General features: G+C 67.4%; 30 protein-coding genes and 1 tRNA gene. 17 read left to right on the top strand and 14 right to left on the bottom strand.

What is annotated here, in order from left to right; all coding sequences use genetic code 11:
- Positions 1-41 precede the first annotated feature (41 nt).
- From AC5P5M_RS15490 to AC5P5M_RS15455, 8 genes are all read left to right on the top strand, one after another.
- On the top strand, positions 42-407 hold the full coding sequence (locus AC5P5M_RS15490) for a hypothetical protein (RefSeq protein ID WP_053516533.1): 366 nt from the start codon (positions 42-44) through the stop codon (positions 405-407).
- 9 nt (positions 408-416) lie between these two features.
- Positions 417-887: a phage holin family protein gene (locus AC5P5M_RS15485; protein ID WP_053516534.1), complete on the top strand. Its 471-nt coding sequence runs from the start codon at positions 417-419 to the stop codon at positions 885-887.
- Positions 884-1,321 (top strand): hypothetical protein, encoded by a 438-nt coding sequence (locus tag AC5P5M_RS15480; protein WP_053516536.1) that lies wholly within the window; start codon positions 884-886, stop codon positions 1,319-1,321. The genes AC5P5M_RS15485 and AC5P5M_RS15480 overlap by 4 nt, the downstream gene beginning before the upstream one ends.
- A 67-nt stretch (positions 1,322-1,388) precedes the next feature.
- A complete protein-coding gene (locus tag AC5P5M_RS15475) occupies positions 1,389-2,498 on the top strand; it encodes an AI-2E family transporter (RefSeq protein ID WP_111186484.1) in 1,110 nt (369 codons plus the stop codon).
- A 31-nt stretch (positions 2,499-2,529) separates the two neighbouring features.
- Positions 2,530-3,249, top strand: coding sequence for an HAD family hydrolase (locus tag AC5P5M_RS15470; protein WP_495206116.1), 720 nt, complete (start codon positions 2,530-2,532; stop codon positions 3,247-3,249).
- Positions 3,250-3,252: 3 nt separating this feature from the next.
- Entirely contained in the window at positions 3,253-4,620 is a 1,368-nt protein-coding gene (locus AC5P5M_RS15465; protein WP_495206115.1) for a leucyl aminopeptidase family protein, read from the top strand.
- 141 nt (positions 4,621-4,761) lie between these two features.
- A complete protein-coding gene (locus tag AC5P5M_RS15460) occupies positions 4,762-5,865 on the top strand; it encodes a catalase family peroxidase (protein ID WP_495206114.1) in 1,104 nt (367 codons plus the stop codon).
- Positions 5,862-6,398: a cytochrome b gene (locus AC5P5M_RS15455; protein ID WP_065182014.1), complete on the top strand. Its 537-nt coding sequence runs from the start codon at positions 5,862-5,864 to the stop codon at positions 6,396-6,398. The genes AC5P5M_RS15460 and AC5P5M_RS15455 overlap by 4 nt, the downstream gene beginning before the upstream one ends.
- A 90-nt stretch (positions 6,399-6,488) precedes the next feature.
- Here the strand turns inward: AC5P5M_RS15455 and AC5P5M_RS15450 are convergent, their stop codons facing one another.
- The 3 genes from AC5P5M_RS15450 to AC5P5M_RS15440 are packed head-to-tail and all read right to left on the bottom strand — an operon-like array spanning position 6,489 to position 8,493.
- Complete coding sequence (locus AC5P5M_RS15450) at positions 6,489-7,091, bottom strand: response regulator transcription factor (protein ID WP_053516542.1); 603 nt, start codon at positions 7,089-7,091, stop codon at positions 6,489-6,491.
- Positions 7,088-8,311 (bottom strand): sensor histidine kinase, encoded by a 1,224-nt coding sequence (locus AC5P5M_RS15445; protein ID WP_495206113.1) that lies wholly within the window; start codon positions 8,309-8,311, stop codon positions 7,088-7,090. The genes AC5P5M_RS15450 and AC5P5M_RS15445 overlap by 4 nt, the downstream gene beginning before the upstream one ends.
- The gene (locus tag AC5P5M_RS15440) at positions 8,308-8,493 is read right to left on the bottom strand and encodes a hypothetical protein (RefSeq protein WP_495206112.1); all 186 of its coding nucleotides are present in this window, start codon (positions 8,491-8,493) and stop codon (positions 8,308-8,310) included. The genes AC5P5M_RS15445 and AC5P5M_RS15440 overlap by 4 nt, the downstream gene beginning before the upstream one ends.
- A 202-nt stretch (positions 8,494-8,695) precedes the next feature.
- Here AC5P5M_RS15440 and AC5P5M_RS15435 point away from each other — a divergent pair, with 202 nt between their 5' ends.
- The 4 genes from AC5P5M_RS15435 to AC5P5M_RS15420 all read left to right on the top strand — a co-directional run bounded on the left by AC5P5M_RS15435 (position 8,696) and on the right by AC5P5M_RS15420 (position 13,259).
- A complete protein-coding gene (locus AC5P5M_RS15435) occupies positions 8,696-9,943 on the top strand; it encodes an efflux RND transporter periplasmic adaptor subunit (RefSeq protein WP_263176894.1) in 1,248 nt (415 codons plus the stop codon).
- A gap of 118 nt (positions 9,944-10,061) precedes the next feature.
- Positions 10,062-10,751, top strand: a complete 690-nt coding sequence (locus AC5P5M_RS15430; RefSeq protein ID WP_053516547.1) for an ABC transporter ATP-binding protein — start codon at positions 10,062-10,064, stop codon at positions 10,749-10,751.
- 14 nt (positions 10,752-10,765) lie between these two features.
- Positions 10,766-11,923 (top strand): ABC transporter permease, encoded by a 1,158-nt coding sequence (locus AC5P5M_RS15425; RefSeq protein ID WP_053516548.1) that lies wholly within the window; start codon positions 10,766-10,768, stop codon positions 11,921-11,923.
- Between the two features lie 13 nt (positions 11,924-11,936).
- On the top strand, positions 11,937-13,259 hold the full coding sequence (locus tag AC5P5M_RS15420) for an ABC transporter permease (protein WP_495206111.1): 1,323 nt from the start codon (positions 11,937-11,939) through the stop codon (positions 13,257-13,259).
- Positions 13,260-13,331: 72 nt separating this feature from the next.
- Here the strand turns inward: AC5P5M_RS15420 and rarD are convergent, their stop codons facing one another.
- Positions 13,332-14,231 (bottom strand): EamA family transporter RarD, encoded by a 900-nt coding sequence (gene rarD, locus AC5P5M_RS15415; protein WP_053516550.1) that lies wholly within the window; start codon positions 14,229-14,231, stop codon positions 13,332-13,334.
- Positions 14,228-15,133, bottom strand: coding sequence for a drug/metabolite exporter YedA (yedA, locus tag AC5P5M_RS15410; RefSeq protein ID WP_495206110.1), 906 nt, complete (start codon positions 15,131-15,133; stop codon positions 14,228-14,230). Before yedA ends, rarD begins: the two co-directional genes overlap by 4 nt.
- A gap of 224 nt (positions 15,134-15,357) precedes the next feature.
- On the opposite strand from yedA, the gene AC5P5M_RS15405 reads away from it, so the two are divergent.
- Both AC5P5M_RS15405 and AC5P5M_RS15400 read left to right on the top strand, forming a co-directional pair.
- Complete coding sequence (locus AC5P5M_RS15405) at positions 15,358-16,692, top strand: MFS transporter (protein WP_111186492.1); 1,335 nt, start codon at positions 15,358-15,360, stop codon at positions 16,690-16,692.
- A gap of 13 nt (positions 16,693-16,705) precedes the next feature.
- Positions 16,706-17,056 carry a hypothetical protein gene (locus AC5P5M_RS15400; RefSeq protein WP_495206109.1) on the top strand — a complete coding sequence of 117 codons (351 nt, stop codon included), beginning with the start codon at positions 16,706-16,708 and terminating at the stop codon, positions 17,054-17,056.
- A 3-nt stretch (positions 17,057-17,059) separates the two neighbouring features.
- Here the strand turns inward: AC5P5M_RS15400 and AC5P5M_RS15395 are convergent, their stop codons facing one another.
- The 4 genes from AC5P5M_RS15395 to AC5P5M_RS15380 form a co-directional block, all read right to left on the bottom strand.
- Positions 17,060-18,712: a M28 family metallopeptidase gene (locus tag AC5P5M_RS15395; protein ID WP_495206126.1), complete on the bottom strand. Its 1,653-nt coding sequence runs from the start codon at positions 18,710-18,712 to the stop codon at positions 17,060-17,062.
- 81 nt (positions 18,713-18,793) lie between these two features.
- Entirely contained in the window at positions 18,794-19,726 is a 933-nt protein-coding gene (locus AC5P5M_RS15390) for an MBL fold metallo-hydrolase (protein WP_414487967.1), read from the bottom strand.
- Positions 19,727-19,827: 101 nt separating this feature from the next.
- The gene (locus AC5P5M_RS15385) at positions 19,828-20,118 is read right to left on the bottom strand and encodes a hypothetical protein (RefSeq protein WP_053520144.1); all 291 of its coding nucleotides are present in this window, start codon (positions 20,116-20,118) and stop codon (positions 19,828-19,830) included.
- A 163-nt stretch (positions 20,119-20,281) separates the two neighbouring features.
- Positions 20,282-21,577 carry a tryptophan--tRNA ligase gene (locus tag AC5P5M_RS15380; RefSeq protein ID WP_164151213.1) on the bottom strand — a complete coding sequence of 432 codons (1,296 nt, stop codon included), beginning with the start codon at positions 21,575-21,577 and terminating at the stop codon, positions 20,282-20,284.
- A 108-nt stretch (positions 21,578-21,685) separates the two neighbouring features.
- Between AC5P5M_RS15380 and AC5P5M_RS15375 the strand changes: the two genes are divergently transcribed.
- A complete protein-coding gene (locus AC5P5M_RS15375) occupies positions 21,686-22,483 on the top strand; it encodes a hypothetical protein (protein WP_065174207.1) in 798 nt (265 codons plus the stop codon).
- 72 nt (positions 22,484-22,555) lie between these two features.
- Here the strand turns inward: AC5P5M_RS15375 and AC5P5M_RS15370 are convergent, their stop codons facing one another.
- The 4 genes from AC5P5M_RS15370 to AC5P5M_RS15355 all read right to left on the bottom strand — a co-directional run bounded on the left by AC5P5M_RS15370 (position 22,556) and on the right by AC5P5M_RS15355 (position 24,751).
- Positions 22,556-22,777: a CsbD family protein gene (locus AC5P5M_RS15370; protein ID WP_019661831.1), complete on the bottom strand. Its 222-nt coding sequence runs from the start codon at positions 22,775-22,777 to the stop codon at positions 22,556-22,558.
- A 212-nt stretch (positions 22,778-22,989) separates the two neighbouring features.
- Positions 22,990-23,127, bottom strand: a complete 138-nt coding sequence (locus AC5P5M_RS15365; protein ID WP_053520147.1) for an entericidin A/B family lipoprotein — start codon at positions 23,125-23,127, stop codon at positions 22,990-22,992.
- Positions 23,128-23,286: 159 nt separating this feature from the next.
- Positions 23,287-24,207, bottom strand: coding sequence for an arginase (gene rocF, locus AC5P5M_RS15360; protein WP_193395758.1), 921 nt, complete (start codon positions 24,205-24,207; stop codon positions 23,287-23,289).
- A gap of 244 nt (positions 24,208-24,451) precedes the next feature.
- The gene (locus AC5P5M_RS15355; RefSeq protein ID WP_154582393.1) at positions 24,452-24,751 is read right to left on the bottom strand and encodes a hypothetical protein; all 300 of its coding nucleotides are present in this window, start codon (positions 24,749-24,751) and stop codon (positions 24,452-24,454) included.
- A gap of 238 nt (positions 24,752-24,989) precedes the next feature.
- On the opposite strand from AC5P5M_RS15355, the gene AC5P5M_RS15350 reads away from it, so the two are divergent.
- A complete protein-coding gene (locus AC5P5M_RS15350) occupies positions 24,990-25,394 on the top strand; it encodes a hypothetical protein (RefSeq protein ID WP_346475661.1) in 405 nt (134 codons plus the stop codon).
- A 119-nt stretch (positions 25,395-25,513) separates the two neighbouring features.
- Entirely contained in the window at positions 25,514-25,906 is a 393-nt protein-coding gene (locus AC5P5M_RS15345) for a RidA family protein (protein WP_053520150.1), read from the top strand.
- Between the two features lie 332 nt (positions 25,907-26,238).
- On the opposite strand, the gene AC5P5M_RS15340 is transcribed toward AC5P5M_RS15345, so the two are convergent.
- Positions 26,239-26,314 (bottom strand) — tRNA-Thr (locus AC5P5M_RS15340).
- Positions 26,315-26,334 lie beyond the last annotated feature (20 nt).

The following is a 26,334-nucleotide window of genomic DNA, read 5'->3' as shown; positions in this document are numbered from 1 at the left end:
AAGCCGATCGTCCGTTCCCCCATCGCAACAGGAGTGATTCGATGAGCCCCACTAATACCGAGAACCTGAAGGAACACCTGGGTGAAGCCGGTTCCCACCTCAAGCAGGCCGCCAGTGCTGCCGGCGGTGCGATCAAGGGCGCGACCGGCGCTGCAACCGACGAACTGCGCATCGGCAAGGCCAACGTCAAGGCCGAGCTGTCCGACACGGCGCTGTCCGGCCTGGCTGCGGCTGAATTCGGCGGCGCTGCCGCCAAGGAACAGGTCGATGCACTGATGGACAAGGGCAAGGATCTGATCGACAGCGCCGCTGAACTGATCCGTGAACGTCCCTTGGCATCGTTCGGTGTTGCCTTCGCCACTGGCTGGATCATCGCCAAGCTGGCTCGCGGCAGCAGCGACAAGTAAGTCCACGGCGTGAGCGAAGACAACACGCAACGCCCCGATCCGGCGGCCACCCCGCCGCTGGACGAGAGCATCCGCCAGGTCGGCGCGGCCGGTCGCGCCGCCGCCGATTCGGCCAAGCACACGCTGCGCTCGCTGCGTCGCCTGGCCTCGTCGGATTTCGCGCTCGCCCGCAGTGCGTTCGGCCGGGCCCTGGCCTGGGCGGGCGTGGCGATCGTGTTCGGGGCCTCGGCCTGGCTGCTGATGGCCGCCACGCTCATCGCCCTGCTGCAGAGCTGGGGCCTGAGTTGGCTGCAGGCGCTTCTGATCACCTCGCTGATCAGCCTCGCGGTAACCGGCTATGCGATCTGGCGGGTGTCCTACTTCTTCCACCACACCGGCATGCACGCTACCCGGCGCCAGCTGTCGCGCCTTGGCCTGTTCGACGAGCCCAGCGAAGACGATCCCGATGCCGGCGTACAGATTCCGGAGGGCAAGCCATGAAGTTCGGCGCATTGCAGCGGCGGGTGAAGCGTTGCGAACAGGTGGTGGCCGTGCGCATGGGTGAAACCCAGGACAACTGGACCGTGCTCAGCGAGGTCTGGCGCCGGGGCTGGTCTCCCCTGCGCATCGTGGTGGTCGGCCTGGCCGGTGGCTTCGTGGCCGGCAAGCTGGAAGTGCCGGGCAAAGTGAACGGTGCGCGCTGGCTGCAGATGATCGGCTCGGTCTCCAGCCTGGTGGCCAGCGGCCAGGCAGCACTGGCTGCCGCCGTGGCAGCCTACGCCGCCGACACCGCAGACGATGCGGCCGACACTGCCGAAGCCGCCGCCGACCCGGTCGCTCCCGCTGCCGCGGCACCCGCTTCCGCGCCACCTGCCGAGCCTGAGGCGCGCGAACCGCGGCCTGCCGAAGCGGCCACCGAACTGTCCGAACGTTGACGAACAGCATCCGCCGCGTTGACCGCGGCGGACGGATAATAGGCTCCCCTTCCCGGTCGGTACGTCGATGAGCGAGTCCCTCCTGTCCCCGTCACCGGCCGAACCCGCACCGTCTGCTGCCGCCCTTCCGCCGCCCACCCGCCCGCGCGGGCCGATGTCGCTGGTGGTGCTGGCAACGCTGGCGGTGGCCTACACGCTGTGGGCCGCACAGGACATCATCCTGCCGGTACTGCTGGCGATGTTCTTCGCGCTGGTCGGCAACCCGATCCTGCGCCTGCTGCAGAAGCTGTGGATTCCGCGGGCGCTGGGAGCGCTGCTGGTTCTCGGTGCCGGCCTGGGCGTGACCAGCTCGCTGGCCGTGCAGCTGATCGGCCCGGCGATGGAATGGGCGCAGGAAGCGCCACAACAGCTGCGCAAGGTCGCCCGGCAGGTACAGGATCTGACCAAGCCGGTGCAGCAGGCCAATCTGGCGGCCGAGAACTTCGCCCGCGTTGCCGGCGGCGACAGCAATCGCAAGGTGCAGGTGATCCGGACCCAGCTGGACGATCCCTATCGCATGCTGACCCGCGCCCCCCGGCTGGCCGCCTCGGTACTGGCCGTGGTCCTGCTGACGCTGTTCTTCATGATCTATGGGCAAAGCCTGCAGCGCGCGGCGATCGCATTGTTCCCGAACCGCCAGCAACAGCGCTTCACCAGCGACATCCTGCGCTCGATCGAGCGCGAGGTGTCGCGCTATGTGCTGACCATCAGCGTGATCAACACGCTGGTCGGCCTGGTTTTCGCGGGCGTGCTGATGCTGCTGGGGATCGGCCTGCAGGAAGCGCTGCTGTGGGGGACGGTGGCGGCACTGCTGAACTTCGCGCCCTATGTGGGCCCGTTGATCGGAGCAGCGCTGATGCTGCTGATGGGCTTCGTCGAATTCCGCGACCCGCTGCAGGCACTGCTGCCCGCCGCGGCGTATCTGGGCCTGCATACCCTGGAGGGCCAGCTGGTGACCCCGATCGTGCTGGGCCGGCGCATGAAGCTCTCGCCGCTGGTCCTGATCCTGGCACTGATGGTGTTCGGCTGGGCCTGGGGCATGATCGGGCTGCTGCTGGCGGTGCCGCTGCTGGTCTGCATCAAGCTGGTGCTGGCCCGGCTGGACGGCATGCAGGGCTGGGCGCGCCTGCTGGAATGAAAGCGCGCGCGGGCAGGCGTAGAATGACCGGGTGAATTTCCCCGTCCTTGCCATCACCCTCGACCTCGACGACACGCTGTGGCCGTTCGCACCGATCGGCGCCCGCATCGACCAGGTGCTGCACGACTGGATGCGTGAACACAGCCCGGCCACCGCCGCGATGTATCCGCTGGCGGCGATGCGCGAACTGCGCGAGCGCTCGTTCCGCGACAACCCGCATCTGCATCATGACCTGAGCGCGCTGCGCCTGCTGACGCTGCGTGAGGCGCTGCAGAACAGCGGCGCCAGCCTGGACCTGCTGGAGCCGGCCTACGAAGCGTTCTATGCCGCGCGCAACCAGGTGGAGTGCTATCCCGATGCCCTCGATGCTCTGGAGCGTATCGCCGCGCGGGTACCGGTGGCCGCGCTGAGCAATGGCAATGCGGACCTGCAGCGGATCGGGCTGGCCCATCATTTCGCCTTCCAGCTGGGTGCGCGCGAACATGGCGCGGCGAAGCCGGAGGCGAGCATTTTCCATGCCGCGTGTACCCGGCTGGGCGTGGCCCCGGCGCAGGTGCTGCATGTCGGTGACCACATCGAGATGGACGTGGCCGGCGCCATCGCCGCCGGCCTGCGCGGCTGCTGGATCAACCGCGACGCCGCCACCTGGACCCATCCGCAGCTGCAGCCCGACCTGCAGTTCGACACCCTCACCGGCCTGGCCGACTGGTTGGACGCCAACCTCGGCGCCACCGCACCCCGGAGCAATTGACGCATGAGCGAGATCACGGGCTTCACCGCCGACACTTCTGCCGCACTGCCGCTGTACGTGCTGGATCGCGAGCAGTTCGCCCGCTGGAACGCCGGACAGCCGGCCGCCACGCAGGCCTGGCTGGCCTCGCAGGGCTTCACCGCCGGCTCGCACAGCATCGCCCTGCTGCCCGGCAGCGAGGGTCTGGCCGGTGCGGTGATGGGCGTGGGCGATCGCGGCGATGCCTACAGCTATGCGCACGCGCCGCACGCCTTGCCCGAAGGCAGCGTGTGGCAGCTCGCCAGTGAGCTGCCGGCCAGCGAGCAGGCACTGCTGCAGCTGGGCTGGGGCCTGGGCAGCTATCGCTTCGACCGCTACCGCAAGCGCAACCGGCACCCGGCGCAGCTGGTTGCCGCACCGACCGGGGAAGTGGCGGATCTGATCGCCGCCAGCCTGCGCGTGCGCGACTGGGTCAACACGCCCACCGAGGACATGGGTCCGCAGCAGCTGGAAGAGGCCGCACGCACGCTGGCAGCGGCGCACGGCGCCGAGGTCGAAGCGATCACCGGTGATGCGCTGCTGGCGCAGAATTTCCCGGCCATCCATGCCGTCGGCCGCGCATCGCATCGCGCGCCGCGCCTGGTCGTGCTGCGCTGGGGCAAGGCGACGGATCCTGCGCTGGTACTGGTCGGCAAGGGCGTGTGCTTCGATACCGGTGGGCTGGACATCAAGCCGGCCGATGGCATGCGCAACATGAAGAAGGACATGGGCGGCGCCGCGCACGCGCTGGCCCTGGCAGGACTGGTGATGGCCCGGCAGCTGCCGGTGCGCCTGACCCTGCTGGTGCCGGCGGTGGAGAACGCGATCGGCCCGGATGCGTTCCGTCCGGGCGAAGTCATCGCCACCCGCAAGGGCCTGAGCGTGGAGATCGACAACACCGACGCCGAAGGCCGTGTGATCCTGTGCGACGCGTTGACCTTCGCCGCTGAGCAGAAGCCGGACCTGGTTCTGGACTTCGCGACCCTGACCGGCGCTGCGCGCATCGCGCTGGGCCCGGACCTGCCGGCACTTTTCAGCAACGATGACACCGTCGCCCAGCAGTGGCTGCAGGCCGGAGATGAAACGCGCGACCCGGTCTGGCGCATGCCGCTGTGGCGTCCCTACCTGCGTTACCTGAGCAGCGGCATCGCCGACCTGGCCAATGCCGGTTCGCGCATGGCGGGCTCGGTTACCGCCGCGCTGTACCTGGAGCGCTTCCTTGAGGATGGCCAGCGCTGGGCTCACCTGGATGTGTACGCCTGGAACGATGGCGAACGGCCGGGCCGCCCGGCCGGCGGCGAAGCACTGGCCCTACGCTCGGCCTGGGCGATGCTGAAGGCACGCTACGCCTGAGCGCAGCCGATGCGCGGGTGGAGCCGGACAGGGGTCCGCTCCACCGGGTTGTGACGAAAAATTGAATTCCGGCCACGGTCGGGTTCTGCGAGGATGTGTCGGTCGACCACCCACACATTCCGTGAAGGCAGGACTCCGACCATGTCGCTCTTCCGCTACACCCGCGCCGGCCAGGGGCCGCGCACACCGCGCAGGCATTCGCCGCTGCCCTGGATCGCGCTGATCGCCCTGATTCTTGGCGGGATCACGCTGGGCTTTGCCTGGCTGGCCGGCTGGGTCGGCCACCGCCTCACCGCGCAACGCTTCACCGACACCATCGAGGCCACCGGCCCGGCCCATCCCGGGTTCCGCCGTGCGCACAGCAAGGGCGTGTGCGTGAGTGGCTGGTTCGCACCCAGTGCACAGGCGCCGACGCTGTCCAGCGCGCGCGTGTTCTCGCAGGCCCGGGTACCGGTGCTGGGCCGCCTGTCGATCGGTGGTGGCGATCCCCATGGGGCCGATGGCACCGCCCGGGTGCGCAGCATCGCCCTGCAGCTGGTCAGCGACGATGGCCAGGAATGGCGGATGGCGATGAACAGTTTCCCGTTCTTCGCGGTGCCGACGGCGGAGGCCTTCTTCGAACAGACGCAGGCGCAGATCCCCGATCCGGCGACCGGCAAGCCCGACCCGCAGAAGATGGCGGCGGTGCTGGCCAAGTACCCCAGCGCGCAGGCGTTCCAGCAATGGGCACGGACCGCGCCGTGGACCGACAGCTGGGCCAATACCCGCTTCAACAGCGTCAACAGCTTCTGGTTCACCAATGCGCAGGGCCAGCGACGCGCCGTGCGCTGGCAGTGGCAGCCCCGCACGCCGGTCGCCGAGCTTGATGCCGACGCCCGCAAGCGCGCCGATGTCGATTTCCTCAGCCAGGACCTGCAGCGCCGCCTGGCGGCCGGCCCGGTGCAATGGGACCTGGTGGTCAGCATCGCCGAACCGGGGGACGCCATCGATGACCCGTCGGTACCCTGGCCGGACGCGCGGGAAACGGTGGTGGCAGGCGTGCTGAGCCTGGAGCGCATGCAGTCGCAGGAACAGGGCGCCTGCGGCGAGCTGAACTTCGACCCGCTGATCCTGCCCAGCGGCATCCGCGGCAGTGATGATCCGATCCTGGCCGCGCGGTCGGCGGTCTATTCGCAGTCGTTCAACCGGCGCGAGCGCGAGCGCGCGGCCGGAGCGGCAGCGCAACCGAAGGAGGCTGCACGATGAGTACCGGCAATGGCCACTTCAACCTGTTGGCGCGGGTACTGCACTGGTCGATGGCGGTGATGATCATCGCCATGCTGTTCATCGGCGTGACCATGGTCGCCTCGCTGCACCTGCGGCCGATGCTGCTCGACCTGCACCGCCCGCTGGGCATCGCGATCGGCGTGCTGGTGCTGCTGCGCCTGTACAACCGCCTGCGCCATCGGCCGCCGCCGCTGCCGGCCGATCTTCCGGTGTGGCAGGTGATGGCGGCAAAGGCATCGCACTGGATGCTGTACGCGCTGATGCTGGCAATGCCGCTGGTGGGCTGGGCAATGCTGTCCGCGGGAGGCTACCCCATCGTGCTGGGGGGCGGACTGCACCTGCCACCGATCGTGCCGCACACACCGGCACTGTATGCAGCGCTTCGCAGCGCGCACAGCCTGCTGGCCTACGTGCTGTTCGCCACGGTGCTGATGCATGTCGGTGCCGCCCTCTTCCACCTGTGGGTCCGCCGCGATGGCGTGTTCCAGGCGATGGCGCGCGGGAAGGACTGACGCGACTGCGGCCTGTCGATCGCTCGTGGGCCAGGGAACCCCTCGGGAGCCGCCGGGCATGGCTCGGCTCAAAAGGGTCGAGCCACTCCGCTACAGCCAGCCCTTCTGCCGTGCCAGCCGGTACGCCTCGATCCGGTTGGCCACGCCCAGCTTGCCGATGCACTCGGACAGGTAGTTGCGCACCGTGCCGTGCGACAACCCCAGCTGCTCGGCGATTTCGCTGGCAGTCCGTCCTTCGCCCGCCAGGCGCAGGACGCGCCGCTCGCGGTCGGTCAGCGGGTCCGCCTGTGACCAGGCATCGAGTGCCAGCTGTGGGTCGATCGCACGCACGCCCTGCTTCACCTTGCGCAGTGCATCGGCCAGGTTCTCCGCTGGCGCGTCCTTGAGCAGATAGCCGAGCACGCCTGCGTCCAGCGCGCGGCGCAGGAAACCGGCGCGCGCGAAGGTGGTCACGATCACCACCTTGATGGGCAGTTCGTGGCGTGCGATGCGCTGGGCCAGTTCCAACCCTGACAGACCGGGCATCTCGATATCGGTCACCAGGATGTCCGGCTTCAGCTGCTGCAGCATGCGCCAGGCGGCCTCGCCATCGGCGGCGCTGCCCAGCACCTCGATGTCCGCCTCCAGACTGAGCAATGCGGACAGTGCGCCGCGCACCATGGCCTGGTCTTCCGCCAGCAGGATGCGGATCATGCCGCGCCATCCTGCGCCACCGGCGCGGGTGCAGCGGGCGGCAACGGGACAGTGGCCGCCGACAGCGGCACGCGCACGCTCAGCACCGTGCCCTCGCCGCGCGGAGACTGCACGGTGACATACCCGCCCAGCGCCGCAGTGCGCTCACGCATGCCGCTCAGTCCATTGCCCTCGGCCTGCATGCCACCCCGGCCATCATCGCGGATCTGCATCACCAGTACTTTTCCTTCCTTCATGAAGTCCACCCGCGCCTGTGTCGCCTGCGCATGGCGGGCAATATTCGTCGCGGCCTCCCGCAGGACCAGCGCCAGGCCACGCTCCACCTCCACCGGCATCGGCGGCGGCGGCGCGTACTGCAGATGCACCTGCTGGCACTCCAGCAGCAGCCGCGCCGAGGCCAGCTCCCCGGCCAGGTCGCTGGCCCGGATGCCGGTGACCGCACTGCGCACCTGCGTCAGCGCTTCGCGGGCGATGGCCTCGGCCTCGCCAATCTCCTGCCGCGCGCGCGCGTCGCCGCGATCGTGCAGTTTGCGTGCCAGCTCCAGTTTCAGGGTGATCAGCGACAGCGTGTGGCCCAGCAGGTCGTGCAGGTCGCGACCGATCCGCTCACGCTCGGCGGTCGCCGCCAGGCGACGTACTTCCTCCTGCGACAGCTGCAGGGCCGCCTCCTTCTCCTGGTTGAGCGCCTCGACATTGACGACCAGGCCGACGATGTACGACACCGCCGGAATCCACACCAGGCTCTGCCAGGGATACTCGAACGCGAGCGCGACCACACAGAACACGATGTTCAGACCGGTCAACTGCAGCAGGTACCGCCACCAGCCACCACGCCCGCTGACCCGCATCAGTACGCAGCCGAACACGAAGTAGGTCAGCCCGGACGGATACCAGGGCAGCAGGACCAGGGCCATTGCAATCAGACCCAGGGCATAACGGGTTGCGTGGTGGCGGGGCGACACCAGCACCTTGGCGTACAGCAGCAGGAACAGCGGGTAGCTGGCCAGGGTCAGCAGCAGCCAGCGCAGGGTGAACCCATGGCCGAGCAGCGGGGTCAGGAAGATCCACACCGACCACAGCAGATGGATCGCCTCGCTCCAGGGCGACTTGCCACGCCGCAGCGTGTCGGCGACCGCCGAGTCCGGCGCAGGGCGCAGCAGGGAGGCCAGCCAGCTCGATGACACGGGAGGGTCCAGGCGGGAACGATCGCTGCCGATCATGCCAGTTCAGCCGATCCTGCGCAGGCGCGGGCGCGCCAGGACGGCCCTGCCGGCCGCGTGCGCTGCCCTCCGCCAGGCCTGCGCAGGCGCAACAGCCCGCTGATCGCGGTACTCTTGCCGGCGCCGTTACGACGCACCTGCACCTGCTGCAGGCCAGCCAGCGACGGGGCGATCGGAGCCATGGGCGGTACCGGTAGCGGGGACGTTGCCATCCTGCGCCCCCTTGGTCACGTTTCGCAGTTGCCACCGTCAAGGTCATCGGATGACAGCTGTCACTGCCGTCATCCCCGTGCCTGCCGTCATGCTGTGCCGCACGCTCCACTGCCGGAACCGCCGCTGTCCGCCCTTCCGGTCACACCCGCCCGAACGCCTGTGATGGAACGAATGAACGCTTCTGCCGAGCTGTTGAAGGAACTCCGTATCGAACGCAAGTCGCCCCCGCCTGCCTCTGGTGGTGGTGGCGGCGGGCGCCGCTGGCTGTGGATTGCCGTGATCGCGGTGATCCTGCTCCTGGCCGCAGGCGCCTTCGCGCTGTTCGGCCGCACACCGGCCGTGCAGGTGGAAACCGCACCGGCGGTCGCCATCCAGCAGGGCAGCGCCAGCAGCTCGGTCCTCGATGCCAGTGGTTATGTCGTCGCCCGGCGCATGGCTACGGTGTCGGCCAAGATCACCGGCAAGGTGCGCGAGGTGATGATCGAAGAAGGCATGCGCGTGGAGGCGGGACAGATCATGGCCACCCTCGACCCGATCGATGCCGATGCGCAGCGCAGTCTGTATGCCTCGCAGCTGCAGGCCGCACGCAGCCAGGTGGCCGGACTGGAGGCACAGCAGAGGCAGGCGGCGGCAGAGGCCAGCCGGCTGCAGGCGCTGGTCGGGCAGCAGCTGGTCTCGCGCTCGCAGTACGACCAGGCCGTGGCCCAGCGCGACAGCCTGCGCGCGCAGCTGGAAACCGCACAGCGCAACGTGAAGGTGGCCAACGACCAGCTGGCGATCGCCGACCTTGGGGTGGACAACAACATCGTGCGTGCGCCGTTCTCCGGCGTGGTCACGGCCAAGGCGGCACAGCCGGGCGAGATCGTCTCGCCGCTGTCGGCCGGTGGTGGCTTCACCCGCACAGGCATCGGCACCATCGTCGACATGGATTCGCTGGAGATCGAGGTCGAGGTCGGCGAAGCCTTCATCGGCCGCGTGCAACCGAAGATGCCGGTGGAAGCCATCCTCAATGCCTATCCGGAATGGAAGATTCCGGCCGAGGTGATCGCCATCATCCCCACCGCCGACCGGGGCAAGGCGACGGTGAAGGTGCGCGTGGCCCTGAAGCTGAAGGACCCGCGCATCGTGCCGGAGATGGGCGTGCGGGTCAGCTTCCTGGAACAGGCAGCGCCGCAGGCTGAAGCCAAGCCGCAGGGCGTGCGTGTGCCGGCAGGCGCGGTGGTCGAGCGCGAGGGTGCATCGGTGGCCTTCGTGCTCGGCGACGAGAACCGCGTGCAGCAGCGCACGGTCCAGGCTGGCCAGGCCATGGGCAAGGATCGCCAGCTGCTCAAGGGTGTGAATGCCGGCGAGCTGGTGGTGGTCAACCCGCCGGACACCCTGCGCGATGGCACCCGGGTCCAGCAGAAGCAAACGCAGTAGCGGCACGGCGCCTTCCGGGGCGCCGCCAGCGGCACCGTTCGACAACGACACCGTTCCACGCATGCCCGGCCGGCAGCCGGGGTGCGTCACCGTTTCCCGCCTACGTGGAGAACCACCCATGTCGACCCTGGTTTCACTGCGCAACATCACCAAGACCTACCAGCGCGGCCCCGAGAAGGTGCAGGTGCTGCACGGCATCGACCTGGACATCGCCCGCGGCGACTTCGTCGCATTGATGGGGCCGTCCGGTTCAGGCAAGACCACCCTGCTCAATCTGATCGGTGGCCTGGACAATCCCAGCGGCGGCGAGATCAGCATCGAAGGCGAGCGCATCGACCAGATGAGCGGTGGCCAGCTGTCGACCTGGCGCAGCCACCACGTCGGCTTCGTGTTCCAGTTCTACAACCTGATGCCGATGCTGACCGCGCAGAAGAACGTGGAACTGCCGCTGCTGCTGACCCATCTCAATGCCGCGCAGCGCCGCCGCAACGCCGAGATCGCGCTGACCCTGGTCGGCCTGGCCGACCGCCGCAACCATCGTCCCAACGAGCTGTCCGGCGGTCAGCAGCAGCGCGTGGCGATCGCCCGTGCGATCGTCTCCGACCCGACCTTCCTGATCTGCGACGAACCCACCGGCGATCTCGACCGCCAGTCCGCCGAGGAGATCCTGGGCCTGCTGCAGCAGCTCAACCGCGAACACGGCAAGACCATCATCATGGTCACCCATGACCCGAAGGCCGCCGAGTACGCCACGCACACGGTGCACCTGGACAAGGGCGAGCTGGCCGACGCGCCGCTGGCCCACTGACGGAGGCCACAGCGATGAAATACTTCTCTCTGGTCTGGGCGCAGCTGTTCCGCAGCCGCACCCGGACCCTGCTGACCCTGCTGTCGGTGGTGGCCGCGTTCCTGCTGTTCGGCATGCTCGACTCGGTGCGCGTGGCATTCACCTCCGGTGGCAGCGTGGAAGGGGCCAACCGCCTGGTGGTGGCCTCGCGCCTGTCGATCACCCAGTCGCTGCCGATCCGCCTGGAAACGCAGATCCGCCAGGTGGCGGGCGTGCGCGACGTGGCCTATGGCATGTGGTTCGGCGGCATCTACCAGGATCCGAAGAACTTCTTCCCGAACTTCTCGGTATCGCCCAACTACTTCGACGTCTACCGCGAACTGCAGATCGACCCGGCGCAGCTGGAAGACTGGAAGAACACCCGCACCGGTGCGATCGTCGGCGAGACCCTGGCCAAGCAGTTCGGCTGGAAAGTCGGCGATACCATCCCGCTGCAGGCGACGATCTTCCCGCGCGGCGGCAGCAACGACTGGCCGCTGGAACTGAAGGGCATCTTCCGTTCCAAGGATCCGGCGCAGGCTTCCAACGAAGAGCGCCAGCTGATGATGAACTGGAAATACTTCGATGAGTCCAACGACTACATCAAGAACCAGGTCAGCTGGTACACGGTGACGCTCGACAACCCCGACCATTCTTCGCGGGTGGCGCAGGCCATCGATGCGATTTCCGCCAACTCCGACCACGAGACCAAGACCCAGACCGAATCGGCGTTCCAGCAGGCCTTCGTCAAGCAGTTCGCCGACATCGGCATGATCGTCACCTCGATCATGGGTGCGGTGTTCTTCACCCTGCTGCTGCTGACCGGCAACACCATGGCGCAGGCCGTACGCGAGCGCGTGCCGGAGCTGGCCACGCTGAAGACACTGGGCTTCAAGGACAGCACGGTGCTGATACTGGTGATGATCGAATCGGTGCTGCTGATCGGTCTCGGTGGCCTGATCGGCATGGGCCTGGCGGCACTGATCCTGCCCGCCATCGGCCCGAAGAGCATGGGCCTGCTGCCGCCGCACATCCCCACCCCGACCTGGCTGATGGGCTTGGGCCTGATCGTGGTGATCGGCGCGGTCGTCGGCCTGCTGCCGGCGCTGCGCGCCAAGCGCCTGAAGATCGTCGACGCACTGGCCGGCCGCTGAGGAGGACACCGACATGTTCAAGAACAAGCTCAAGAAGTGGTTCGGCAACACGGTGACCGTGCTGGCGCTGGCAATCGGCCTGGCGGTATGGATCGGCCTGCCGTGGGTGGGCGTGCTTGCCGTGGCGGTGCTGGTCGGGCTGTGGCTGGCGCTGACCCGCAGCGGGCGGCTGGCCCTGGCCGCCACCCGCATCGGCATCGCCAGCCTGCCGCAGCGCTGGGGGGCATCCTCGGTGATCGTGGTGGGCATCGCCGGCGTGGTCGGGGTGTTGGTGGCGATGCTGGCGATGGGCGAAGGCTTCCAGGCCACGCTCAACAACACCGGCGATGACACCACCGCCATCGTGCTGCGCGGTGGTTCGCAGGCGGAAACCAATTCGGTCATCACCCGCGAGCAGGTACCGACCCTGTCCACCCTGCCCGGCATCAGCCGCGATGCACAGGGACGGCCACTGCTCTCGCCTGAACTCTCGCAGGTGGTCAACCTGGTCTCCAAATCGGACGGTACCGACGTCAACGCGCAGTTCCGGGGCGTCGGGCCGCAGGCGTGGGCGGTGCATGACAAGGTCAAGATCATCGAAGGCCGCAAGTTCGCCACCGGCCTGCGCGAGATCGTGGTCGGCCAGGGCGCCAAGGGCCAGTTCCGCGACATGGAGGTCGGCAAAACGCTCACCCTGGGCAACCAGACCTGGACGGTGGTCGGTGTGTTCGCCACCGGTGATGCGCATGACTCCGAACTGTGGACCGACGCCGATACCCTGGCCACCACGTACCAGCGCAGTGCCTGGCAGTCGATCAGCGTGCGTACCGAGGGCAAGCCCGGCTTCGATCAGTTCAAGGCCGCCGTCGCCGCCGATCCGCGCCTGAAGCTGGACGTGGAAACCACCCGTGCGTACTACAGCAAGCAGGGTGGCGGCCTGACCAAGCTGATCGACATCCTCGGCAAGGTGATCGGTACGATCATGGCGGTGGGCGCGGTGTTCGGCGCGCTCAACACCATGTATGCCGCCGTGGCCACGCGTGCGCGCGAAATCGCCACCATGCGCGCGATTGGTTTCCGCGGACTGCCGGTGGTGACCGCGGTGATGCTGGAAACGATGCTGCTGGCCCTGCTCGGCGGCCTGCTGGGCTGCACGGTGGCATGGCTGCTGTTCAATGGCTACAGCGTGTCCACCATCGGCAGCAACTTCAGCGCGGTGGTGTTCAAGTTCCACGTGTCGCCGGAACTGCTGTGGACGGGGCTGAAGTGGGCGCTGGGCATCGGCCTGGTCGGTGGCCTGTTCCCGGCGCTGCGCGCCGCCCGCCTGCCGATCACCACGGCACTACGCGAAACCTGATGCGTGCGCCGCCAGCGGAGGCGGCGCGGACGCGGGACGGGGCCGGTGCTCCGTCCCGCGTTGCTTTCCGGCTCAGCGCTTTGCCGCCCGCATCGTGCGCAGGTTGTCACCGATGAACAGCAGCAGTCCGGCCCAGATCGCTGCAAAACCGACGGCCTTGGCCATGTCGAACGATTCGTGGAAGAAGAACACGCCGAGCAGCAGCTGCAGGCTCGGTGCGATGTACTGCAGGATGCCCACCAGCGACAGCGCGATGCGCTTCACACCGTAGGCGAAACCGATCAGCGGCACGGCGGTGACCACGCCGCCGAAGATCAGCAGCAGATCGTTGCGCAGGCCCCAGCCGCTGAAGAATCCGCCACCGTGGCCATTCTCGGCCCAGACCGCGAACGCCAGCGCAGGCAGGAACAGATACAGGCTTTCCACGCCCAGCCCGGCTACGGGATCGACCGAGACCAGCTTGCGCAGCAGGCCGTACAGGCCGAACGAACAGGCCAGGCCCAGCGCGATCCACGGCGGCGTGCCAGCGTCGAGGGTCAGCCAGGCCACGCCCACCGCCGCCATGCCCACCGCCACCCACTGCAGCCGGCGCAGGCGTTCCTTCAGCACCAGCACCCCCAGCAGCACGTTCACCAGCGGGTTGATGAAGTAGCCCAGGCTGGTCTCGATCACGTGGCCGGCATTGACGGCCCAGATGTACAGGCCCCAGTTGAACGCGATGGTCAGGCTCGATACCGCCAGGATCGGCAGCGCGCGCGGCTGCGCGGCGATCTTCCGCCACCAGCCCAGCTTCGCACTGAGCAGCAGCCAGGCCACCACCAGCACCGTGCTCCAGATGATGCGATGGGCGATGATCTGGAACGATGGCACTTCATTGAGCAGGTGCCAGTACACCGGCACCAGTCCCCACAGCACGAAGGTGGATGCGGTGACCAGCAGGCCCCGGCGTTGTTCTGTCTCGTCGATGCTCATCGCTTGCGCGTCCTTGCCATTGTCAGTACCACCACGCCCAGCAGAATCACCACCATCGCCAGCACGTCGCGCCAGCCGAAGCGTTCGCTGTTGAGGGCTGCGCCCAGCAGCACCGCGATCACCGGGTTGACGTAGGCGTAGCTGCCGGCCAGCGCCGGGCGTACGTTCTGCAGCAGCCACACGTAGGCCGTGAACGCGACGATCGAGCCGAACACGCACAGATAGGCGATGGCCAGCAGGCCACCGGTATCGGGCAGTGTGGTGGGCCGCTCACCCACCGCCAGCCCGATCAGCACCAGCAGCACGCCGCCGCAGATCATCTGCCCGGCGGCCGTCATGAACGGGCCAGGCAGGTCCAGGCCGCGCGCCCACACCGAGCCGAAGGCCCAGCCGATCGGTGCGATCAGCAGCAGCACCAGCCCGGTGGGCGTCGCCGTCAGGCTGCTGCCCGCATTCAGCCAGACAACGCCGAGGAAGCCGATGGCGATGCCCAGCCATTCGCCACGGCTGGCGTGCTGGCCGCGCAGCGCCGAGAACAGCGCCATCCACAGGGGCACCGATGCCACCGCCGTGGCCGCCAGGCCGGACGACACATCGCGTTCGGCCAGCACCACCATGCCGTTGCCCAGCACCAGCATGGTCACCCCCATGAGCACCAGGCTGCGCCACTGCCGCAATGTCGGCTTCGGCATTTTCCAGAACAGGCGCAGCGCCAGGTACATCAGGCCCCCGGCGATGATGAAGCGGCTGCCAGAGACCATCGTCAGCGGCAGCGCACCGCCGTGCAGGGCCTTGGCGATACCGAGATAGGTCGAGCCCCAGACCACGTAGACCAGCAGCAGCGCCAACACGACAAGGCCGCCCCGGGGGGCAGCCGCAGACGGAACAGGGGGAGCCGACATGACGCACCAAGGGACCGGGGGAAGGCGGATTCTAGGACGTTTTGAGTATGGTCCGGCACCCCGCAAGGTGGCACGCTGTCGTCCATCCATGCACCCTGTCCTGGCCTGCCACCCCGCGTTGACGGGTCATGCAGTACCAAGAAGGCTGCCCGGCTGCGCCACCCCATGGTCGGACGCTGTATTTTCCGCGCACGGACGCTATCGCATCGAGGATCCCCGCCCAGATGAGCACCACGCCCCACCCTGCTGTTCCCGCGAACGACGGCGCCGCATTGCGCCGCTCGATCTCCAATACCCTCAAAGGCTCCGCCGGCAACCTGGTGGAGTGGTATGACGTCTACGTGTACTCGGTGTTCGCCGTGTACTTCGAGTCGCAGTTCTTCTCGCCGGAAGACAAGAACTCCACGATGTACGTCTGGGCGATCTTCGCCGCGACCTTCCTGATGCGCCCGATCGGCGCCTGGTTCTTCGGCCGCTTCGCCGACCGCCATGGCCGTCGCCTGGCCCTGACCGTATCGGTCACGCTGATGGCGTTCTGCTCCTTCATCATCGCCATCACCCCCACTGCCGCCAGCATCGGCATCTGGGCGGCGATCATCCTGCTGTTCGCGCGCCTGCTGCAGGGCTTCGCCACCGGTGGCGAGTACGGCGCGAGCGCCACCTACATGTCCGAGGCCGCCATTCCGGGTCGTCGTGGCTTCCTGTCCTCCTTCCACTACGTCACCCTGGTCGGCGGCCATGTGCTGGCCCAGCTGACCCTGTTCCTGATGCTGAACGTCTGGGGCAAGCCGGAGATCTCTGAGTTCGGCTGGCGCATCGCCTTCGGCATCGGTGGCATCGCCGCGGTCGTGGTGTTCTGGCTGCGCCGTGGCATGGATGAGTCGCTGGAAGAATCCTCGATCGAGGCCGCGCGCGAAGGCAAGGCCAAGAAATCCGGTTCGATGTACGAACTGTTCGTGCACCAGTGGCGCCCGCTGCTGCTGTGCTTCCTGATCACCGCCGGCGGCACCATTGCCTTCTACACCTACTCGGTGAACGGCCCGAAGATGATCCAGAGCGCCTTCGCAGGCGACGACCCGATGACCGGCACCCTGATCAACCTGGGCGTGCTGGCCTTCCTGATGGTGCTGCAACCGGTCGGCGGCTGGCTGTCGGACATCATCGGGCGCAAGAGCCTGCTGGTGTTCTTCGGCGTGGGCGGCGTGCTGTATAGCTGGTACCTGATCACGCAGCTGCCGCACCAGCACGATGCCACCCTCGCTTTCCTCACCCTGGCGCTGGGCTTCGTCATCCTCACCGGCTACACCTCGATCAACGCCGTGGTGAAGGCCGAACTGTTCCCGACCCACGTTCGGGCACTGGGCGTGGGCCTGGGCTACGCGCTGGCCAACTCGCTGTTCGGCGGTACGGCCCCGCTGCTGTACCAGGGCGCGCTGAAGACCGGCCACGTGGACTGGTTCGCCATCTATGTCACTGCCACCATCGCGGTATCGTTGGTGGTCTATGTGTTCTTCCTCACCAACAAGGGCCCGAACTGGCTCGACGGCACCCGCAAGTAAGGATGCCGTGCTGATGGCAGCCACCGGTGCAATGCCGGTGGCTGCCGCATCTCCCGCCACGCCCCTGATGTGGGCCGCCCTGCTGCTGGCGGTGGCAACCACGCTGGCCTGGCTGCTGCGACGCCCGCGCGCGCAGGCGCGCTGGCCACGCACCGGCTTCGGCATCGCCCTTCTGGTGTTCGCCAGCGCGCTGGCAGTGCAGCTGGCAGTGGACCTGGACAGCGGTCACAGCTCGCTGCGGATGAACCTGCTCGGCCGCTTCAGCGGCCTGCGCACGGTCAGCCTCGGCACCATGATCACCTGCTACCTGGCGGCATTGGCCGCCAGCGCATGGGGTGCCTGGACGCTGCTGCGCAGGCGCTAGCCGTCAGCGGCGTGCCGCCTCGCTCTTGTCGCGGGCAGCGCGGAACTCGGAGTCCTTCTCCCAGGTCGGCCAGCGCCGGCTGTTGGCCAGCTCCGCGCCCAGGTCGTAGACCAGCAGCGTATCGGCGGCATGACCGCTGGGATCCCAGCCCGGCGTCCACGCGTCGCAGGCCTGGTGATAGCAGTCGGCGAAGTACTTCTCGCGCAGCGCGCGCCCTGCTTCCACGCCGCCGTCCAGCTTGTCCAGGCCCGGGCCGATGGTGATCGCCGGTACACCCAGCCGGGCGAAGGCGAAATGGTCGGCGCGGTAGAAGAAACCGGCCTCCAGGTTGGGGTCCGGGCTGTAGCTGCGGCCGCGTGCCTTGGCCACCCGCTCCAGGTCGCCTTCCAGCGATACCCGGCCCTTGCCCCACGAAGCGATGTCACGGGTCGGCCCGTCCGGGCTGAACATCTCGATGTTCAGTACGGCAGCGGTCTTGTCCAGCGGCGCCAGCGGATGCGCGGCGTAGTAGCTGGCCCCCAGCAATCCCTTTTCTTCAGCCGTCAGCGCCACGAAGTACAGCGTGCGCTGCGGCTGCGGGCCGGCCGCGAACACGCGGCCCAGTTCCAGCACGGTGGCCACGCCGGTGGCGTTGTCGATGGCGCCACGGCGCACGCGGTCGCCCTTCGCATCGGGCTGGCCGATGCCGAAAGCGTCCCAGTGCGCCGAGAAGATCACCGCTTCATCGCCGTGCTCGCCACCCGGCAGCTTGGCCACGACGTTGCGGGTCACCACCTGTTCGCGCTTGAGGGCGAAATCGACGCTCAGCCGCGCGTTGTCCAGGGCCACCGGACGGAAGTCGGCACGCATCGCCTTGCGCTTCTCCGCCTCGAAATCGAGGCCGGCGTCGGCGAAGATCGCCTCGGCCAGCTCGCGCTGCATCCAGCCGCGCAGCGGTGTGTGCTGGGCCATCGCCTCGGCCTGGCTGCGCTCGATATCGAACAACGGCGAAGTGCCCGAGCTCTTCACCGTCGCCCAGCCATAAGCCGCAGGTGCGGTCTCGTGCACGATCAGCACACCTTCAGCGCCGCGGCGCGCAGCCTCCTCGAACTTGTAGGTCCAGCGGCCGTAGTAGGTCACTGCCTTGCCATCGAACGCGCCGGGAGCGTCGGCCTCGAAATCGGCATCATTGATCAGCACCACGGCAATCTTGCCGTGCAGGTCAATGTCCTTGTAGTCGTTCCAATGGCGTTCCGGTGCGTCGATGCCGTAGCCCACGAACACCAGCGGCGCATCCTTGATCTGCACCCGGGCGCGCGGCTGCAGGCTCTGCAGGGTCACATCCACGCCATTGACCAGGGCGCGGCGGCCCTGCTTCAACGCCAGGCTGGCCGTGGCCGGACCCTCCAGCTGCGCACGCACCAGCGGCACCGCCTGCACCCAGCTGCCGTCCACGCCGCCGGGTTGCAGGCCATAGCTGCGGAACTGCTCGATCAGGTACTGCACGGTGCGCTCTTCGCCTTCGCTGGCCGGAGCGCGGCCCTCGAATTCGTCCGACGCCAGTACACGCACGTGGCGCGACAGCGCCTGCGGGTCGATACCGCCGCCGGGAAGGTCATTGGCCGCCTGGGCCAGGCCACCCACGAACAGGCAGGACGACAGCAGCAACACGCGCATCGGGTTCACGGCAATACCACGGCAGGATGGGAAGTCACCAGAGTGTAACGTGACAGCAGTGCCGGCCGCAGTCCCGCTCCGTCAGCGGCGCTCGCGATCCAGCCAGCAGGCCAGGCCCTGCGCGTTGAGCTCGATGTCCATGGCCAGCACGGCCACCACCGCCGCGTCATCCAGCACACAGCCATGCTGCTGCGCGCGCTCCAGGTACAGGGCCTGCAGCGCCGCCAGCAGGCAGCGATGGCGGTCGGGCCGCTCGTCGCACTGGCGGCCGATCGCCGCCATCGCATCGATCTGCTCGAACAGGTCGCCGGCCAGCCGCTGCACCTGCTCCACGCGACCATAGTGGGTGAGGTACATCGACTGCGGATCGTAGTCGAGCATGCGCTGGATCGACGCCTTCATCGCTTCGGGATCGAACTGCACGGGCGAAGAGGTCGGAAAAATGAAGGCGCCCTGCGCGCTGTCCAGTTCGCGGTAGGAGATACCGAAGGTATCGCCGGTGAACCAGCTGCGGCTGCGCGCATCCCATACGCAGTAGTGGTGCAGTGCGTGGCCGGGCGTATGCAGCAGGAGCAGTTCGCGTCCGGCAAGATCGAGGCGATGGCCATCCTCGGCCACCACGACGCGGTGCTCGGGAATCGCCTCGATGCGGCCATAGCTGCGTGCGATCTCCTCCGCGCCGTAGACCGCGGTGGCGCCTGCGATCAGCCGGGTCGGATCGATCATGTGCGGCGCACCGCGCGGATGCAGCACGGCCCGGGCATTGGGCAGCTGCTGCATCAACAGGCCCGCACCGCCGGCATGGTCCAGATGCACATGGGTGAGCAGAAGCCAGTCCACCGCGTCGGGCTGCAGGCCGGCATCGGACAGCGCCCGCAGCATCGCCGGCACGGACAGGCCGGTGCCACAGTCCACGAAGGCGCCCCGCCCGTTCTCGACGATCAGGTAGGCCGCATCGAAGTCGGGACGTTGGAAGCCGGTATCGATGGTGTGGATGCTGGGGTCGGCGGTCATCGGCACGCACCTGGCGGAATCGGAATCAGGCGTCCATGGTAGGCGCGCAGGCAGGACCGGTTCGATGCGGCTTTGGTCGGAGGCACGCACTCTGCCCCGGACTACAACCATCGCGGTCGCAGCAGCAGTGCCAGCACCAGCACCGCCAGGAAAGCGCCGTAGGCATAGAGCACCGCCAGCACCTGCGGCCAGATCGGCCCCGCGTCGGTCTGCACCAGGCCCAGGTGGTGGCCCCACAGCATCGCCACGATGCTCAGAACAAAGGCCAGCAACAGCACCAGGCCATCGAACAGGCGCCGCCGCGTCGTGCGCGGCTGGCGCGGGAACAGCCAGTACAGGCTGCCCAGCACGACGAACCAGGGCAGGAAAAGCAGCAGCGACAACCACGCCATCGCAGACTCCTTCCATAGCGCCGGGCCCGATGCCCGGCTCCACATCCATCGGTAGCGCCGGGCCATGCCCGGCTCCAGATCCACCGGTAGCGCCGGGCCATGCCCGGCGGGGTGCATCAGGTAGCGCCGCCGGGCATGGGCCCGGCGTTACAGCACCCTCCGCTCAGGCATCTTCGCGCAGCACCGCCAGCGCCGCCAGGACCGCGTCAACCTCCGCCTCCAGCTTGAACAGCTCGCTCTGCAGCGCATCACCCTGCTCGGCCTGCTTGATCACCGCGATCAACTGGCCGGCATCGCGCGGCGAATCAAAACCAATGCTCTGCATCAGCAGCGTGCCGTCGCCGGCGGTCAGCTTGAAGTAGAAGCGACCATCCTTCTCGCGGTACTGCTTGAACTGCGGCGGCGCCACGCGGGCAGCGCCGGCATCCTCGCTGGCGATGTCGCCGGCGGTGGACAGGTCGCGCAACCCCACGGCGTGCCGCAGCTCATCCAGCAGCGGCATCGCGAACGTCTCGCGCAGCTGCTGGCCACGGCGCTTCAGCAGCGCCTCGATCTTTTCCGGCTCGGCCATCAGCGCGTTGTAACGCTCGCGCAACGGTGACAGCTCACCGTCGATGCGCTCGAACAACTGCTGCTTGGCATCGCCCCAGCTGATGCCCTCGGCGAATGCCCGGGCGAAAGCAGCGGTCTGCTCCGGCGTGGCGAAGGCCTGGTACATCTGGAACAGCGCCGAGCCCTCGGTGTCCTTGGGCTCACCCGGTGCGCGCGAGTCGGTCAGGATCGAGAACACCAGCTTCTTCAGCTCCTCGCGCGGCGCGAACAGCGGAATGGTGTTGTGGTAGCTCTTGCTCATCTTGCGGCCGTCGAGGCCGGCCAGCGTGGCCACCTGCTCATCGATCACCACCTCCGGCAGCGGGAAGTATTCCTTGCCGTAGACGTGATTGAAGCGCTGGGCGAAGTCGCGGGCCATCTCGATGTGCTGGATCTGGTCACGACCGACCGGCACCTGGTTGGCCTTGAAGATCAGGATGTCGGCAGCCATCAGCACCGGGTACATGAACAGCCCGGCGCTGACGCCGGCATCCTCGTCCAGGCCTTCCTCGCGGTTCTTGTCCACCGCTGCCTTGTAGGCATGGGCACGATTGAGGATGCCCTTGCTGGCGATCGCGGTCAGGAACCACATCAGTTCGGTGGTTTCGCGGATGTCGCTCTGGCGGTAGAACCAGACGTGTTCCGGATCCAGGCCGCAGGCCAGCCAGCTGGCTGCGATCTCCAGGGTCGCGCGCTGGGTGCGCTGCGGATCCTGCGCCTTGATCAGGCTGTGCAGGTCGGCCAGGAAGAAGAAGCTCTCGATCCCCGGGGTGCGGCTGGCCGCGATGGCCGGACGGATGGCGCCAACGTAGTTGCCCAGATGGGGGGTGCCGGAGGGGGTGATGCCGGTAAGGACTCGGGTCGTCATGACTGCGTGGGGAAACCTTCGATGAACGGAACCAGTTTACCGTGCCCACGGCCAACCCCGTCAGGGCCTGCGGGTCGTTCATTCACCCGAGCCCACCGGAGTTCCCACATGAAACGCCTGCTGCCCCTGCTGCTGATCCTGCCCCTGGCCGGCTTCCGCCCGGTTCCGCCGCCACCGCCGATGCCGCAGGACGGCCCTGTGCGGATGACCCTGATCGACCGCGACCGCGGCACCGAACTGCGCAGCCATGCAGCCGATGGACAGCGCTGGGTGGCGGGCGAGCGCGGCCATCGCTATGCGGTACGCCTGTACAACGACAGCCCGCGGCGGGTGCTGGTGGTGCTCTCGGTGGATGGCATCAATGCCATCTCCGGCGAAGATGCCGACCCGTCGCAGACCGGCTATGTGCTCAACCCCGGCCAGCGCGCCGACATCACCGGCTGGCGCAAGAGCCAGGATGAAGTGGCGCAGTTCGTCTTCAGCAGCCCCAGTGGCAGCTATGCCAGCCGTACCGGCCGTGCGGACAACATCGGGGTGATCGGCGCGGCGGTGTTCGAGGAGGCCCGTCGCTGGCCGCTCCGACCGGAGCCGCTGCTGCGCCGTGGCGCCCCGGCGCCGGCCGCTGCGGAATCCGCTGCGGACGCCAGCGCCAGTCGCATGGACGGCTACTCAGCGCGGTCGCAGGCACCGTCGCTGGGCACCGGTCACGGCGCGCGCGAACGCTCCTCGGTGCGTGATACCGCATTCGAACGGGCCAGCCGCACGCCGGCGCAGGTCGTGCAGCTGCGTTACGACAGCGCACGCGCGCTGCGCGCACGCGGCATCGTGCTCGACCCGCCTTCGCGCCTGCCGCGCGAGCCGCAGGCGTTTCCGAACCGCTACGTGCCGGATCCGCCGACACGTTGAGTCCCTGACAGCACGACGCCCGCACCAGAGGGTGCGGGCGTCGACGTGGGGGAACCGCTTACCGCCGGCTGCTTACTTGTAGTCCGGGTAGTCCTTGCGCACGCTGTCTTCGAAATCACGGACTTCCTTCTCGGCGCGGTCCTTGGCCCAGCCATACCGTTCCTGCAGGCGGCCGGCCAGATATTCGGCATTGCCCTCGGCCACATCGAAATCGTCGTTGGTCAGATCGCCCCACTTGGCCTGGGCCTTGCCCTTCAGCTGCGACCACTTGCCGGAAATGATGTCTTTGTTCATTGCTGGGAATCCTTGGTTGCAACGGCGTTCTTACCGTGACTGCAGCTTCCCGCATCCGCTGTTGAAAGGCGGTCAACCGCTCATGAAACACATGCTCACGTGCTTGAATGGTTCACTCCATCGCCACACGCGATGGCAACAACACGGCAGCACACACGCACAGAAAAGGCCGGGAAGATCCCGGCCTTTTTCTGTTCCACACCGCGTCGGGCTTAGTTGCCCTTGGCGGCATCCTCGACCTTTTCACCGGCCTTCTGCACGTCCTTGCCGGCACCGGCAACGGTGTTGCAGCCGGCCAGCATGGCCACCGAGAACATCGACAACAGCATCAGGGCAACTACGCGCTTCATGGGCTTCTCCTTGGGTTCGCCGCTTCACCGCTACAACGCGGATGGGGTTCTGTCGCTCGGCAGGCAGGGGCCGAAGCCACCGCCGCCGCGTGAGGTGCAATCTGGCGGCTGCGGCGTGCAGCGGGTGTGAACGGATCGGCGATCCGTTCAGGGATGCCCTCAATCGCGCATCAGCGTGGATTTGCCGAACAGGCTTTCCACCAGGTCCACGGCCAGTTCGGCGGTGGCGTTCTGCTTGTCCAGCAGCGGATTGAGCTCGACGATATCCAGCGACCCCATGCGCCCGCTGTCGGCGATCATTTCCATCACCAGCTGCGCTTCGCGGTAGTTCACCCCGCCCGGCACCGTGGTGCCGACGCCGGGTGCGATGCTCGGGTCGAGGAAGTCGACATCGAAGCTGACATGCAGATGGGTGCTGTCATCGATTCCGGCGAGCGCGGCCTCCACGGTGCGCTTCATGCCGTTCTCATCGATGTAGCGCATGTCGTAGACATCGACCTTGTGGGTCTTGATCAGGCGCTTCTCTTCCGGGTCCACCGAGCGGATGCCGATCTGGTGCACCTGGGCGGGCGTGATTGCCGGCGCACTGCCGCCCAGACGGGTCAGTGCCTCCGGCCCCAGCCCGCACAGGCAGGCCACCGGCATGCCGTGGATGTTGCCCGAGGGCGTGACATCACTGGTGTTGAAGTCCGAGTGTGCATCCAGCCACAGCACGCGCAGGGTCTTACCCTGCTCGCGGCACCAGCGGGCCACTGCGGTGATCGAGCCGATGCCCAGGCAATGGTCGCCGCCGAGCATGATCGGCATGCGCCCGGCCTGCAGCTCGGCATAGCTGGCCTCCATCAGTGCATGGTTCCAGGCCACCACCTCGTCCAGATGGCGGTAGCCTTCGACCGGCTCGGTCCACGGGTTGCGCGGGCCGTCCAGGTTGCCCAGATCGCGCACGTCCACACCGCGCGCCGCCAGCGCCTCCGGCAGGCCCGCCACGCGCAGCGCTTCCGGCCCCAGCCGCGCGCCCCGATGGCCGGCCCCGACATCGGTGGGGACGCCGATCAACGAGACGGAAATGGGATGGGCCATGGGTGCCTCCTGCAACGGAAAAAGAAGCACAGTCTAGCCAGAGCTGTGTGACACGACTCGCGGCGGTGCAGCAGGGCAGACGCGGTCGGCGGTTGCGGAACACCGCACGGCAACGCAGTGTCGGAATCGGCACGTCCGGGCGCCCGTGGGCGATGTAGCCAGCCCGCACGTGAGCGATGGGCCATGACGACGCATGCGCAGATGGCAGGGCACCCAGGCTGGGCGGATGGCAACACTGTGGCGTCTACCGCAGCGCCGATCCTTCAGCACCATCAGGATCGGCGCTGCACTTGCCGGCCATTGCCGTTAGCATCGTGCTGGCTCGGTCTGCCGCACCGGTTAAGCCAGCTTTACTTCGCGTATGTCGCGTCCATTGCCGTGCGTGGGAATCACTGGAATCCGCCATTGCAAAGGCATCGCGCAGGATGTCGCTTTTGCCTTTACATCGCGCGAAACAGGTCAAAAGCGATAATTCATTTTTTCTTTCGAATCGCACGAAGTCATTGGAAAGAATGACTGGCGGGCGGTGTTTGCGCGTGCGCATGATGAATCGCCACCGACAACGGGTGGCCCGGGCTCCAATCCCGGAAGTCGATGTTGTTTACGCTTGTCAGTCGGCGCCACCTGTCTCGGGGTGGCGCCGGCTGGCAATCCGTCTGCCGATCTACGGCGGGCGGTGCGTGGGGGCCTTGTGCCCGCCGGTTCATCGACTCCGGTATTGGAACCACGCATCGTCCGCCACCCTCTGCGGGTGGCGCCTCTGTTCCGCATGAGGATGTCCCATGACCGCACCCCGCTACCCCTATCTGCTTGCCACTCTGGGCGATGCCGCCGAGCACCTGCCCCGCGAACTGGCCGAGCCTCTGGAAGCTGCGCTTTCCGCTGCCGTTGATCTGCCTGAGCCAATCACGCTGGTGGGCTGCCTGCAGCGCATCCGCAGCGGCGATGCCGCCGATGGCCAACCGTGGAAGGGCTCCGTGCCCAGCCCAGGCCAGGGCGTGACCCGTGCGCGTACCGACCGCGCCGCCGCCGGCCTGATCACGCTGCTGGAGGTATTCCACGCCGCCGAGCGCGTACGTGTGGATGGCGCCGAAAAGGACGACATCGGCAACGGCGCGCGCGAAGGCCTGCTGCTGGCCTGCCGGGGGCTGGCGGAGTATGTGGAGCTGCAATTGCATGCGGCATGAGCCGCGCCACGACCGCCAATTGTTTTGATTCGGCAAATAGTGATGGCGCTTTATAGGCGTTTATCCAGCCAATCGAGAGGACTACCTTAGGGCTCATCGATCCCCTTCTGGAGAATCCCATGAGCAAGCGCAATGCCGTTTTCCCGGCCGGCCGGCAGGACCTGTACACCTCGCAGACCTATTCGGCTGCGATCCAGTCGGGTGACCTGCTGTTCGTGTCCGGCCAGGTGGGCAGCCGCAGCGACGGGACACCCGAGCCCGACTTCGAGGCGCAGGTCCGCCTGGCCTTCGCGAACCTGGAGGCAACCCTGAAGGCCGGTGGTTGCGGGCTTGACGACATCGTCGACGTGACCACCTTCCATACGGACCCGCAGAACCAGTTCGGAACCGTCATGACCGTAAAGAGCGAGGTCTTCCCCGAGAAGCCCTATCCCAACTGGACGGCGGTGGGCGTCAACTGGCTTGCCGGATTCGACTTCGAGATCAAGGTGATCGCCCGCATTCCGGGCTGAGCAAGCCGCGCCCGGGAGATCGTGTGCGCGAGCGCGTGCCGCTCAGGCAGCGGTCGCGAAATCAGGACTCCGCTCGCCGGACAGCGCCCGATAGGGCACGTGCGATATCGCCCAGTGTCTTGGCAGTGAAGGCCGAATCGCCATTGCTTTCAACGATGCAGGCATCGAGATAGGCGGCCATTTCTTCAGGCGTACGAAGATGCGTGGCCACGTCAAATGCTTCGAGTTCACTCTTCTTTTTGACAGCCCTGCGTATGCGACTCCGGCGCCTGGCAAACGCGCTGCAATTCGCCACAGGAGAAAGAACGCTGCGGAAGCGAGCGACTGCGGGATGGTGCCGCTTATCCGAATCGAACGGATGACCTACTGTTTACAAGACAGTTGCTCTACCAACTGAGCTAAAGCGGCATGGGTGACGCACCGGCGGC

The sequence above is a fragment of the Stenotrophomonas sp. YJH_SMC_106-19 genome, from assembly GCF_059368375.1.
Note: the sequence above shows the minus strand (reverse complement) of the source record. Positions and strands in the feature narration are given on the sequence as shown.